General features: G+C 67.6%; 10 protein-coding genes and 3 pseudogenes. 4 read left to right on the top strand and 9 right to left on the bottom strand.

The genetic code is table 11. The annotated features are described in order from the left end of the window. Both G3N96_RS18295 and G3N96_RS18290 read right to left on the bottom strand, forming a co-directional pair. Nucleotides 1–197: pseudogene (locus G3N96_RS18295) on the bottom strand (hypothetical protein); the annotation flags it as partial. Between the two features lie 160 nt (nt 198–357). Further along, a complete protein-coding gene (locus G3N96_RS18290; RefSeq protein WP_124581401.1) occupies nt 358–663 on the bottom strand; it encodes a hypothetical protein in 306 nt (101 codons plus the stop codon). A 174-nt stretch (nt 664–837) separates the two neighbouring features. On the opposite strand from G3N96_RS18290, the pseudogene G3N96_RS18285 reads away from it, so the two are divergent. Further along, a pseudogene (locus tag G3N96_RS18285) lies at nt 838–1,011 on the top strand (CBS domain-containing protein); the annotation flags it as partial. 109 nt (nt 1,012–1,120) lie between these two features. On the opposite strand, the gene G3N96_RS18280 reads toward G3N96_RS18285, so the two are convergent. From G3N96_RS18280 to G3N96_RS18265, 4 genes are all read right to left on the bottom strand, one after another. After that, nucleotides 1,121–3,424 carry an ATP-binding protein gene (locus G3N96_RS18280; RefSeq protein ID WP_206138028.1) on the bottom strand — a complete coding sequence of 768 codons (2,304 nt, stop codon included), beginning with the start codon at nt 3,422–3,424 and terminating at the stop codon, nt 1,121–1,123. A 37-nt stretch (nt 3,425–3,461) separates the two neighbouring features. Then, entirely contained in the window at nt 3,462–4,829 is a 1,368-nt protein-coding gene (locus G3N96_RS18275; RefSeq protein WP_206138027.1) for a sigma-54 dependent transcriptional regulator, read from the bottom strand. A gap of 457 nt (nt 4,830–5,286) precedes the next feature. After that, a complete protein-coding gene (locus G3N96_RS18270; protein ID WP_206138026.1) occupies nt 5,287–5,751 on the bottom strand; it encodes a DUF1269 domain-containing protein in 465 nt (154 codons plus the stop codon). Nucleotides 5,752–5,934: 183 nt separating this feature from the next. Next, nucleotides 5,935–7,137 (bottom strand): RNA-guided endonuclease TnpB family protein, encoded by a 1,203-nt coding sequence (locus tag G3N96_RS18265; protein WP_206138025.1) that lies wholly within the window; start codon nt 7,135–7,137, stop codon nt 5,935–5,937. A gap of 164 nt (nt 7,138–7,301) precedes the next feature. Between G3N96_RS18265 and G3N96_RS39225 the strand changes: the two are divergent. After that, nucleotides 7,302–7,415 (top strand): annotated as a pseudogene (locus tag G3N96_RS39225) (transposase); the annotation flags it as partial. A gap of 218 nt (nt 7,416–7,633) precedes the next feature. Further along, nucleotides 7,634–7,852 (top strand): DUF6566 family protein, encoded by a 219-nt coding sequence (locus tag G3N96_RS18255; RefSeq protein WP_089444146.1) that lies wholly within the window; start codon nt 7,634–7,636, stop codon nt 7,850–7,852. Nucleotides 7,853–7,890: 38 nt separating this feature from the next. Here the strand turns inward: G3N96_RS18255 and G3N96_RS18250 are convergent, their stop codons facing one another. Then, nucleotides 7,891–8,268, bottom strand: a complete 378-nt coding sequence (locus tag G3N96_RS18250; RefSeq protein ID WP_206138024.1) for a DUF5594 family protein — start codon at nt 8,266–8,268, stop codon at nt 7,891–7,893. Nucleotides 8,269–8,305: 37 nt separating this feature from the next. Beyond that, nucleotides 8,306–9,838, bottom strand: a complete 1,533-nt coding sequence (locus tag G3N96_RS18245; protein WP_206138023.1) for an FAD-dependent oxidoreductase — start codon at nt 9,836–9,838, stop codon at nt 8,306–8,308. A 235-nt stretch (nt 9,839–10,073) separates the two neighbouring features. On the opposite strand from G3N96_RS18245, the gene G3N96_RS18240 reads away from it, so the two are divergent. Continuing rightward, a complete protein-coding gene (locus tag G3N96_RS18240; RefSeq protein ID WP_206138022.1) occupies nt 10,074–11,234 on the top strand; it encodes an NAD-dependent formate dehydrogenase in 1,161 nt (386 codons plus the stop codon). 43 nt (nt 11,235–11,277) lie between these two features. Here G3N96_RS18240 and G3N96_RS18235 read toward each other — a convergent pair whose 3' ends face one another. Further along, a complete protein-coding gene (locus tag G3N96_RS18235) occupies nt 11,278–12,702 on the bottom strand; it encodes a PLP-dependent aminotransferase family protein (protein WP_069249479.1) in 1,425 nt (474 codons plus the stop codon). Nucleotides 12,703–12,974: the final 272 nt, after the last annotated feature.

Raw genomic sequence — 12,974 nt, 5'->3', positions numbered from 1 at the left:
GTGTTGCCCGGCGACGGCCGCGGCTCGTAACGCGTATTGGCATCGGGCATCGTCGTGCCCGGCGACGGCGGGTGGGCGCCGGGCGGCGCGGGAGGCGCGTCTCGCGCGCCGTAGGGACCCGGTTGCATGCAGGCAGCCAGCGCGCACGCGGCGGCCAGCAGGCATGCGCCGGTGCGGATCGTGCGGATCGGTTTCATCGAACACCTCCTGACATCCGCGGCAGCCGCGGAATCGGTTGGGCAGGCCCCGGCCAATCCGCAATCCACGTGCCGTCCGTTCACGCTTCAAGCACGCCGTCACGCAGTGCGCCGGGCGGTTGGGCCGCCGTCGTTCGCCGCGATGCCTGCCTGCGCGCCGCTATGCGTCGTACGCGGCCATCACGAGCCACAGCTCGCGGCCGTCGTCGCGCACGCGTGCCGCGAGCGCATACGTGTCGGCGGGCTCGCATGCACGCTGCAGCGCGAATCTCGCCGGCTCGGTCGCGCCGAACGTCTCGTCGCCGAGCGGCCGCACGTCCGCCTTGCCCTCGAACATCCGCCGCTCGGGCCGGTAGATCAGCGGTTCGCGCTTCCATTCCTTGAAGCGGCTCTTCACCGAATCGAACCCGCCGCCGCAAACGTTGAGTTCGTAGCGCACGCCCTCTCGCCGTTTTGGAATCGTCATCGTGCCTCCGTGGATGTGCGCGCGGCCGGCACGGGTCGCGCCGCGCGTGGTCGTCGTCATCTTCGTCGTCATCTTCGTCGTGTTCCCCGTCGCTACGGCAAGTCGCGTGCCGCGTGCCGACCCCGGGCATGGTCGTTGCGGCGGCGTTCGCGTCATCGAGGAGGATTCGCTGGCGAGATCCAGCATGACATGGCCGATGCGCAGTTGCGGCGCCTGCCGGTCGTCGATCACGACAAGCGGCTGGTCGGCATGCGGTCGCTCGCGAACATCGCGACACGCTCGGCCGGCCCGGCGCGCGACGACGTCGCGAACACGCTCGAAGGCGTGTCGCAGCCGAAGCGGACGTGATAGCGCGTCGCAGGCCGCGCGCGATGCAGCCTGCCGGCCTCCGGCCAAGATCGGCCCCGCCTCACCGTTACGGGCCGTCGCAACAGGGCAACGACGGACGGCCGCCGCGTCAGCCGGCCTGCTTCGTCACGCGCACGATCTTGTCCGCCAGTTCGCGCACGTCGACCGGCTTGCACAGATAGCCGTCGAACCCGGCCTCGAGCGCGCGGCGTTCGTCGGCCAGGCCCGCATGCGCGGTCACGGCGAGCACCCGCATGCCGGGCGGCCCGCCGCCGTTCATGCCGGTGCGCCGCAACGCGTCGAGCAGCCAGAAGCCGTCGCCGTCGGGCATCGCGAGATCGGACAGCACGACGGTCGGCCGCAGGTCGGCGGCCACCGCGAGCGCTTCGCGCCCCGTCGACGCGATCGCGACGGCCGCGCCGAACGTCGTCAGCGCGGCGGTGAGGCTTTCGCGCGTCGTCGGATCGTCGTCGACGATCAGGATGCGTTGCGTATCGAGCGTCAACGGCGCGCGAAGGGCGTCCACGTGCGCACTCCCCCACGCCACCGCGCCGGCCGGCTGCCAGCCGGCCGGCAGCGTCACCGTAAACGTCGCGCCGCGATTGCGGCCCGCGCTCTCGACCGTCACGCCGCCGCCGTGCAGTTCGGCGATATGGCGCACGATCGACAGGCCGAGGCCCAGCCCGCGCCGCGACGACGCCGGCGAATCCTCCGCGCGGCGGAACATGTCGAACACGTACGGCAGGAACGCCGGCACGATGCCCTGCCCCGTGTCGCTCACGGTCAGCACCACGCGCGCATCGACGCGGGCGAGCCCGACCGTCACGCTGCCGCCGGACGGCGTGAACTTGAGCGCGTTCGACACGAGGTTCGACAGCATCTGCCGCAAGCGCTCGGCATCGCCCGACACCACGCAGGTCGAGGCCGAACAGTCGAATTCGAGCACGATGCCGGCCGACGACGCGGCCGTCTGGAACGCGCCGACCGAATCGGAGAACAGCCGCACGACGTCCACCGGCATCGCGTCGAACTGCAGCTTGCCGGTCGCGAGCGACGACGCGTCGAGGATGTCGCCGACCATCCGCGTGAGCGAACGCGCGCTGCGGTCGATCGCGTCGACCGCCTGCTGCTGCAGCGCGCTGTCGCCCGAATTGCGCAGCACCTCGACCCAGCCGTAGATCACGTTCAGCGGCGTGCGCAGCTCGTGCGACACCGTCGCGAGCAGTTCGTCCTTCAGCCGGTTCGACGTATCGGCCTGGTCGCGCGCATCGCGTGCGCCCTGCAGCGACCGCTGCGCGCGCAGGTCGCGGCGGCGCTGCGCGCCGGCTTCGCGCAGCGTCAGCGACAACGCGACGGACGCACGCACGTCGCCGCGTACCGGGCCCGCCGACACGGTCGCACGGAAGCGCCGGCCGTCGCGTCGCACACACAGCAGGTCGATCGGCCCGACCGCCGCGTGCATGTCGTCGAACGACTGGACGAGCGGCTTGCGTTTCAGCCAGCGCATCGCCACCAGCGATTCGAACGCGCGCCCATGCGCATCGCTTTCGTCGTAGCCGAACATGCGTTGCGCGGCGGGGTTCCAGCTGACGATGCGGCCATCGCCATCGATGCCGACGATCGCGTCGGGCGACGCATCGACGACATCCCGCTGCAACCGCGACGCATCGGCCCGCGAACGGTCGGCGCCGGCGTCGCGCAGCAGCAGCACGGCGCCGTCGACGTTGCCGTCCGCATCGCCGAGCGGCGCGGCCACCTCGACGATCGGCACCGGCTCGCGCCCCTCCGCGTGCAGCCAGTGGCGATCCGATGCGACGCCCTCGCCGCCGAGCGCGAGATCGAGCGGGGTCGATTGAACGCGCCGGCCGTCGCGATCGACGATCCGCAGCACGTCGCGCGCGGGACGGCCAATCGCATCGTCGGGCCGGCAACCGACGAGCGCGGCCGCGGCGGCGTTGACGTAGGTGAGCCGCCCGTTCGTATCGGTGGCGATCACGCCATGCGGCAACGCCTGCAGCACGGCTTCGAGCCGCCGGCGCGCGGCCGTTTCACGCCGTAGCGCCGCATCGTTCGTGAAGCGCGCGTGGCGCAGCATCGACGCGATCGCGCAGACGAGCGCACCGATCAGCACGAAGGTGCCGAGCCGCACGAGCCGATCGGGCAGCGGCTGCGTATAGGCCGCGGGGTCCGAGAGAAACAGCGTCCACACGAGCAGGCCGCTGACGACCGTCGAGGCCATCCCGAACAGGAACGACGTCGCCCACGCGGCGCCCGCGAGCAGCGGATAGTAGAGGACGAGCGGCAGGTTCACGCCGCCGAAGCGGATCGCGAGCGCCTGCAGCACGGTGGCGATCGCAACCAGCATCACGGCCGTGACGTAGTTGCCCGCGCGAGTGCGCGAAATGTCGATCATCGATCACGCTCCTGCCGGCGGGTCGGTCGCGGCGGCATCAGGACGCCGGCTTGTCCACTTCGTCTTCGAGCTGCGCGAGCCGGTTGTAGATCGTTTTCAGGCTGACGTCGAGCACCTCGGCCGCCTGCGCCTTCACGCCCCCGCATTGCGCGATCGTGCCGAGGATCAGCCGCCGGTCGGCTTCCTCGAGCGACGTGCCGAACGGCACGGTCACACGATCCTCGTGCGAATCGGCCAGGTTCGACAGTTCGTCCATGATCGGCGGCGGCAGCGTATCGATCACGTCCGCGTCGCAGAAGATGCTCGCGCGCTGCACGAAGTTGCGCAGCTCGCGCACGTTGCCGGGCCACGCGTAAGTCTTCAGCGCATCGCGCGCGGCCGGTGCGAAGCGCAGGTTCCGGCCGCTTTCGGCGTTGAACTGCTGCAGGAACGCATCGGCGAGCATCGGGATGTCGTCGCCGCGCTCGCGCAGCGACGGCAGCGGGATCGGGAACACGTTGATCCGGTGGAACAGGTCGGGCCGCAGCTTGCCGTCGGCCATCGCGGCCTCCGGGTCGCGGTTGGTCGCCGCGACGATGCGCACGTCCACGTCGATCTCGCGCGTCGAGCCGAGCCGCGTGAGGCGCCCCGTCTCGAGCACGCGCAGCAGCTTGACCTGCGACTCGAGCGGCATCTCGGTGATCTCGTCGAGAAACAGCGTGCCGCCGTCCGCGCGTTCGAAGAAGCCCTTGTGCTGGCGTTCCGCGCCCGTGAAGCTGCCGCGGTCGTGGCCGAACATCTCGCTCTCGACGAGGTTCGCGGCGATCGCGCCGCAGTTCACCGCGAGGAACGGGCCGCGGCGGCGCAGGCTCAGGTCGTGCACGGTCTGCGCGGCCAGCTCCTTGCCGGTGCCCGATTCGCCCGTCAGCAGCACCGATGCCTCGGTGCGTGCGACCCGGCCGATCGCGTCGTAGACGGTCTGCATCGCGGGCGAGCTGCCGAGCATGCGGCCGAAGCGGCCGAGGCGCTGCAGTTCGGAGCGCAGCTCGGCGATCTCTTCATGCAGCGCGGTGGTGCGCGGCACGCGCGCGAAGATGCTGTTCAACCGCTGCATGTTCAGCGGCTTCACCAGGTAGTCGGTCGCGCCGCGCCGCAACGCGTCGATCGCTGTTTCGAGGCTCGCGTGGCCGGTGGTCAGCACCATTTCACAGTGCGAATGCTTCGGCAACGCATCGAACAGATCCATCCCGTTGCCGTCCGGCAGCACGAGATCGCACAGCACGAGGTCGGGGGGGTGCGTCGTGACGAGCGTGCGCGCTTCCTCGAGCGTCGCGGCCGTGTCGCACGCAAGCTGCTGCGTGCGTGCGACCGCCGCGAGCATGGCGCGCGTATCGGCGTCATCTTCGACGATCAGGACGTAGGGCATCGTGGCTCCTTGTGAAGCAGCCCGGCGCGCGTAGCCGCCGGGACCGCGGCAGGTTTCAGCGAGGTCCGGCCACTGGTCGCACGACGATACGGCTTGATCGATGCACTCGTGCGAATGGGCTGTCCTCCCGTGAAAAGCAGTCCCTACGAGTATAGGAGAGGCATGTCGCGCATTCGCCGGCCATCGAATAAATCTATCCGCCCGCGGCATCTGCATTGCCAGATTCAATGCACGGCAATCGGTAAGAACGCCATCGTTTCACGGGGATCATGTGGCGTGAAATCGTGCAGATCGCGTCTTTTGCGCACGTTGACGCGCCAAGCGGTCAAACTTGCCGGTCTGATTTTTCGCATGTCGGAATGGTCGGATGACGATCGGGGCCGCTCGATGGCGTTCGACCAAGACCCTGCTGCGTCACTTGCCGCGCATCGAGCGTTCGATCCGATTCGTCGATCCGTCAGTCGATTGTGTTCTGACTGCCGCCGTCGCGTGCGTTCGAAATCGCTTCGACGAGCTTCAGCTCGTCGTCGATCGACAGCGTCGTGTCGATCACGTCTCCGCCGAACGGAGCGAGCGCGGTGCTCAACGCGTAGATATCGAGTTGCGTCGCAGCCAGCCCGAGCGACACGGTGCCGGGGCGTGCCTTGCGCGCGACGCGGTCGATCAGTGCGTCGTCCACCGGCTTCTCGCGCCACGCATCGAGCGACGATTCGATGTGCTCGACCACGCTGTCGAGCAGCGACGCGGGCGGCGTGCGATCGGGGTCGACCGCATGCGCGTGCAACTGTCCGTCGGTCGTGCACTCGACGATCGCCACCCCCGACAGCGCGACGACGTGCCGGTCGCGCAACGTATCGAGTTCGGCGAGCGCGCGATGGGCGGCCGCGAGGTCGGGATAGGACAACACGATCAACGTATTCATCAGCCACTCCGTGAAATCAGGCAGCCGCCTCCGGATACGCCGCGCTCAATGCGGCAGCCCGAACGCGGCCTTCAGGCTCGCGACGATCATCTGCATCGCGATCGCCGCGAGAATCATCCCCTTGACATCCTCCCCCGCCTAAAGGCGGGGGGGCCTACCGCGTCTGAAGCGATGATGCTCGTTTCAGATCGCCTCGGCGGGTTCCTGCTTCACGGAGCGGCCCGACTGCACCGGCTCTCCACAGGCTGCAACGCGGTGTCCCCGCGCCAGTATGTTGATCGCACCGACCACATCGGCATGGTCCTCATGACCGCAGTCGACACAGCGGAATGCCGCCTGTGTCTGCCGGTTTTCGGCGCTCACGTATTTGCAGACCGGGCATGTTCGACTCGTATTCGCCGGCGGCACGGCGATGAGCCAGCCCCCATTCCACGTCAGCTTATAGTCCAGCTGACGACGAAATTCGAACCACCCCTGATCGAGGATGGCTTTGTTCAGGCCGGACTTGGCCCGAGCGTTCTTGCCCGGTGCGCCGGGGCTGCCAGCCGCCGACCTCGACATGTTGCGTACCTGCAAGTCCTCGATGCACACCATCGCGTGGTTTTGGCTGATCGTGGTCGTGGCTTTGTGCAGGTAGTCACGGCGAGCGTTGCCGATGCGGGCATGGATACGCTGGATGCGAGCCTTTGCCTTCTTCCAGTTGTTGCTGAACTTGACCTTTCGGCTTATTCCCTGCTGCACACGACGCAGCTTAGCCTCGTGCCGCTTGAAGCTGTTGAGCGGCACAAGAAAGCTACCGTCGCTCATTGTGGCAAACCGTGCGATGCCCATGTCGATGCCGATCGCGCTGGTTGCCCGCAACACCGGCTGCGTGACTTCACGCGCAGTCTGGATGGAGACAAACCATTTTCCTGCGTTTCTAGACACGGTGGCATTGCGCACTTCGCCCAACACGTCCCGGCTGTTGCGATAACGGAGCCAGCCAAGCTTAGGCAGAAAGATGCGGTTGTTGACCTGATCGAGTTTGATCTGCTTCGAGTCGGGGTAGCGGAAGCTGTCGCTGCGGCCTTTCTTCTTGAAGCGCGGAAAGGCGGTGCGCTTGGCGAAGAAGTTCTTGTAGGCTCGCTCCAGATCCTTGAGTGCGTGTTGGAGCGGATGCACCGGGGAATCCTTGAGCCAAGGCGTTTCGGTACCGTTGCGCCATGCCGTCAGGCGCTTTGCCATCTCAACGTACCCGATGAACTTTCCGCCCGCCTCGCAGTTCTCCTGCTGCCACGCCAGCGCCTTGTTGAAAACGAATCGGCACGCCCCGGCGAAGCGGCGCATCTTGCGCTGCTGCTCGCCGTTTGGCATCAGTTCGAACTTGAAAGCCTGGAGTCGTTGCATCGGGCCATTCTATGCTTGGCCTACAAGTGAGAGTCAAGCCATTCGACGCGGTCGCCATTGCGTCGTTCTGATGCATACGCAACATGGACTTCGCGACGTGTTCCCCACGGAAATTCCGAACGATTGCGCGGCATTTCCGCCGCGTCGAATCCGAACTGATGGGGTTCGATGGCGAGGACGAGCATGTCCGCCTGCTGATGAGCTACCCGCCCGAGGTTTCTGTGTCGTCGTTGGCGAGCAGCCTCAAGGGCGTCTCAAGCCGCATGATCCGGCAGAAGCGCTACCCCCAGCATTCGCAAAAAGGTGGTGAGGCGGTGCGATGTGGTCTCCGTCTTACTGGAAAAGGTCAGGTCGAAGGCCACAGGTTCGCTCCCGTCTCGCGCGGCGACACGTGCGTCGGATCGCGCGCAGGTTCCGCTTCATTCCGGATGCACGGCGCACGCCATGCTGCTACGATCGACGCACCGCGTTCACGCAAGACGGAGGGTCCCGACCGATGCACGCCACCGACACTTTCATGGATCACGAGATTCGCGTCGACGCGACGCGCAACGCGAACGGCGCGTGGGTCGCGCAGGTGCGGATCTTCCGCGACGGCGCGCCGGTCGACCTGCCCGCGCCCGAGCTCGTCACCCCCGAATGGCTCACGTGCGACGAAGCACTGCGCGGCGGCATCGATCAGGGCCGCGTGATCATCAAGACACGCGACCGCTAGCGGCAACCGGCTCATCCGCACGCATCGCACGGCGCGATTCACGCATCGAAATCCAGATCGCGGATCAGGATCTCGCGATCGCGCTGGGTGCGCGTGCTGAAGTCGACCGGCAACTCCATCTGCCAGCGTTCGATCGTGACCGGCAACGCCGCGAGATAGCGGTCGAAGCGGCTGCGATCGGGCTCGGCCAGCAGCGCGTCGATCGCCTCGTCACGCCACGCGAGCCGCGCGTTCAGCCGGTTCGGCAATCCGACCGTCGACGTGAGGCCGATCACGTCGACACAGGTCGGGCCGCCCTGCCCGTCGTGCGGCACGACGTCCACCCTCACTTCGCCAGGCTGATACAGGCCGAGCACGCGCGCCGCGATGCGCGGCGCAAACTCGGTTTCGAAACGGGCACGCACATCGGGATTCATCTCGCCTCCGGGTTCGAATCATGTCGTCACACCACTGTCACGCGGCTGCAATCTGCCGCTCGAATGCCGCTTCCGCCTTCAGGCTGTCGAGATCGCGGCCCACCGTCGCGACCGCGAGCCGCGTGTTGCCGCGCCAGTACGCGATCGAGCAATCGTGCGCACCGAGGTCGCCATCGATCTCGACCCGATCGAATTGCTCTGCATGCCCGACATAGTTGACCGTCAGGTCGTAATGCTGGCTCCAGAAGAACGGCACCGCGTCGAACGGCCGCTGCTGCCCGAGCATGTTGCGCGCGGCGGCGATGCCTTGCCGCTCGGCGACGACCCAGTGCTCGACGCGAATCCGCTCGCCCGTCAGCGGATCGGGCCAGCGCGCGATGTCGCCGGCCGCGTAGATGCCGGGCGCACTCGTCTGAAGGAAGCGGTCGACCGTCACGCCGCGCTCGACGGCCAGCCCCGCGTCCTGCGCGAGCGCCACGTTCGGATGCACGCCGATGCCGACCACCACGAGATCGGCCGGCAGCGCGTCGCCGGTCGACAGGGTCACGCTGTCCGGCGTGATCCGTGCGGGTGTCGCGCCGAGATGGAACACGACGCCGTGCGACGCGTGCAGTGCCTGGATCGTGCTGCCGAGCGCTTCGCCGAGCACGCGCGCCATCGGATGCGCATCGGGCGCGACGACCTGCACGTCGAGCCCGCGCGTGCGCAGCGCGGCCGCCGCTTCGAGCCCGATGAAGCTCGCGCCGACCACGACGCAGCGGCGTGCGGTTTTCAGCTTGGCTATCAGTGCGTCGCAGTCGGCGCGCGAGCGCAGCACGCACACGTGCGGCAGATCCGCGCCGGGCACGGTCAGCCGGTTCGGCTCGGCGCCCGTCGCAAGCAGCAGCGCGCCGTAGCCGACGCGGCTGCCGTCGGCCAGTTCGACGGCCTGCTGCGCAGGGTCGATGCGTACGACACGCGTGCCGCATCGCACGTCGATGTGATGGTCCGCATAGAACGACGGCGCGCGCAGCGGCAGCCAGTCGGCATCGGCCGTGCCGGCGAGATAGTCTTTCGACAGGTTCGGCCGGTCGTACGGCGGATCGGCATCGGCGGTGAGCAGCGTGACGGGATGTGGATAGCCTTCCTGCCGCAGCGTCACCGCCGCCGCGATGGCAGCCGCACCGCCGCCGACGATCACCACCGACGCGGGCAGTCCCGCTGCCTTCAACACAGGCGGCGCGGCGGCCGGCCGCTCGTCGAGCACGACGGCACGGCCGTCGCGGCGTTCGACGCGCCAGCACGGCAGCCCGTCGAGCGCCGGTGCGCGCAGCAGCGCGCCGGTGCGCAGGCAGAACGCCGCGTGATGCCACGGGCAGTGGATCGTGTCGCCTTCCAGCAGGCCGTCGGCCAACGGCGCGCCGTAGTGCGGGCACTGCGCGCCCACGGCAAACAGTTCATCGGCGCGGCGCACGAGCAGCACCGCTGCATCGCCGACATGGCCCTCGATCATGGCGCCGTCGGCGAGCTCGTCGAGCGCGATGCCTTGCGTGAGATCGGGGCGTGACGACGAATCGTCGCTTTCAGTCATGACGTGGCTCCCGAAAAGTCAGGTAACGATCCCATTATCGACATCCCTCCTGAAAAGAACAGGTACAGACGTCCCCGCAACGCACGCAAACACGCACTGTAGCTTGTACGCGATCCATGACGGGCGTAGAACGTCATCAACGTTGCGGCGCAACACGGCAGCGGCCTGCGGCGCACGCCGCGCATCCCGCGCAAGCCGCGTGCCACCTTCTGCCCGTCACCAGGAGTACTACCCGATGGCCACCGTCCTGTGCGTCCTCTACCCCGATCCCGTGGACGGCTACCCGCCGCGCTACGTGCGCGATGCGATTCCGGTCATCACGCACTACGCGGACGGACAGACCGCGCCGACGCCGGCCGGCCCGCCCGGCTTTCGTCCCGGCGAACTCGTCGGCTCGGTGTCCGGCGCGCTCGGCTTGCGCGCCTACATGGAAGCGCACGGCCATACGCTGATCGTCACGAGCGACAAGGACGGCCCCGACTCCGAATTCGAGCGCCGGCTGCCCGAAGCGGACGTCGTGATCTCGCAGCCGTTCTGGCCCGCGTACCTGACGGCCGAACGGATCGCCCGCGCACCGAAGCTGAAGCTCGCGCTGACGGCCGGCATCGGCTCCGATCACGTCGATCTCGACGCCGCCGCGCGTGCGCACATCACCGTCGCCGAAGTCACCGGCTCGAACAGCATCAGCGTGGCCGAGCACGTGGTGATGACGACGCTCGCGCTGGTGCGCAACTACTTGCCGTCGCATGCGATCGCGCAGCAAGGCGGCTGGAACATCGCCGATTGCGTGTCGCGCAGCTACGACGTCGAAGGCATGCAGTTCGGCACGGTCGGCGCGGGACGCATCGGGCTCGCCGTGCTGCGCCGGCTGCAGCCGTTCGGGCTGCAGCTGCACTACACGCAGCGCCACCGGCTCGATGCATCGATCGAGCAGGCACTCGGGCTCACGTATCACGCCGATGTCGCGTCACTCGCGAGCGCCGTCGACATCGTCAACCTGCAGATTCCGCTGTACCCGTCGACCGCGCACCTGTTCGACGCGGCGATGATCGCGCGCATGAAGCGCGGCGCCTACCTGATCAACACCGCGCGCGCGAAGCTGGTCGACCGCGACGCGGTCGTGAATGCGCTCACGTCCGGGCATCTCGCGGGCTACGGCGGCGACGTGTGGTTTCCGCAGCCGGCGCCGGCCGATCACCCGTGGCGCACGATGCCGTTCAACGGGATGACGCCGCACATCTCCGGCACGTCGCTGTCCGCGCAGGCCCGCTACGCGGCCGGCACGCTGGAGATCCTGCAATGCTGGTTCGACGGCAAGCCGATCCGCAACGAATACCTGATCGTCGACGGCGGCACGCTCGCGGGAACGGGCGCGCAGTCGTACCGGCTGACGTGACGCCGCGCATGCGACGCACGACGCGCGATGCGCGGCGGATCACTCAGTCGAGGCAGTAGGCGGCGAGCTTGCCGACCGCGATCACCGCCTGCTCGATCTCCGGCGACCACGGGCTGCTGTAGTTCAACCGGATGAAGTTCCGGTAGCTGTCCGTGATCGAGAACATGTAACCCGGCCCGATCGTGATCCCCTGCTCCAGCGCGAGCTGGTACAGCCGCATCGCGTCGATCTGCGCAGGCAGTTCGATCCACAGCACGTACCCGCCCGCCGGGCTCGAGATGCGCGTGCCTTCCGGGAAGAACCGCGACACCATCGTGCGCATCAGGTTCGCCTGCTGCGCATACGCCTTGCGAATCCGCCGCAGGTGATGCTCGTAGCCGTCGCGTTCGAGAAACTCCGCGATCGCGAGCTGCGGCAGCGACGGCGTCGCGAGCGTGTTCAGGAATTTCAGCTTCTCGACCTGCTCGCGATAGCGGCCCGGCAGCGCCCAGCCGATCCGGTACGCGGCCGTCAGGCTCTTCGAGAACGACGAGCAGTGCAGCACGATGTCGTGCCGGTCGAACGACTTCAGCGTGCTCGGATGCATGTTGCCGAAATACAGTTCGTTGTACACGCCGTTCTCGATGATCGGCAGGTCGGCTTTCGCGGCGAACTCGACCAGCTCGCGCTTGCGCTCGTCCGGCATCTGGAAGCCGAGCGGATTCTGGAAGTTCGGCATCACCATGCACGCGGCGATCGGCTGCGACTTCGCGATCGCGGCCAGTGCCGCGATGTCGATTCCGTATTCCGGATGTGTCGCGACCTCGATCGCCTTCATCCCCATCCGTTCGATCGCGTGCAGCATCGCGTAGAACGTCGGCGATTCCACCGCGATCGTGTCGCCCGGTTTCGCAACGGCCTGCAGGCACAGGTTGATCGCCTCCGTCGCGCCGACCGTCACGATGATCTCGTTCGGGTCCACCGACATCCCGTTTTCCAGGTAGCGGCGCGCGATCTGGCGGATCAGTCGCGGATGGCCGGGCGGCAGCCCGTCCGTCACGCCCCACAGCGACTTGTCGCGGCCGGCCGCATACGCGTACCGGTTCAGCTTCTCGAACGGAAACAGGCTCGGGTCCGGGTACGGCGAGCCGAGCGGCACAGCGTCGTCGGTGCCGATCGAGCGCAGCGTCGACAGCACGAGCCGGCTCACGTCCACCGACGACGAGATCGCGATCGGCTTCGACGGGCGTAGCTCGCGCACCGGCGCATGGCTGTCGTCGCGCCGCAGGTTCACGAAATAACCCGACTGCGGCCGGCTTTCCAGCAACCCGCGGCTTTCCAGCAGCAGATACGCGTGCAGCACGGTCGTGATGCTGATCCGGTGCTGCTGGCTCGCCTGCCGCACCGAAGGGACACGATCGCCGTGTCGATATACGCCCTGCCGGATGAGTCTCTCTATGTCGTTTGCAAATTTCTCGTAGAGCTTCATCCGCCTCGCCCCGCCAGCGGTGAACCGGCGTGCGATGCACGGGCGGCATGGCCGCGCCGGTGCACGAAGCCGGATAGCCGTGCCCGGGCGCGGGCGTGCCGGTGCGAACCTCGTCCGTTATCGAAATTGAAGGCGGATAGCAATGCGAATCTCATCAAGACAAGGTTCGGCATCCTACTGCGTCATTTCGACGAATGTAAGTGACAGTTTGACGAGGAAACGTGAAATCCGGCCGGCGTGGTGAACAGATTCGAACGCGACGGCAAACGGCC

The sequence above is a fragment of the Burkholderia sp. Se-20373 genome, from assembly GCF_017104705.1.
Taxonomy (GTDB): domain Bacteria; phylum Pseudomonadota; class Gammaproteobacteria; order Burkholderiales; family Burkholderiaceae; genus Burkholderia.
Note: the sequence above shows the minus strand (reverse complement) of the source record. Positions and strands in the feature narration are given on the sequence as shown.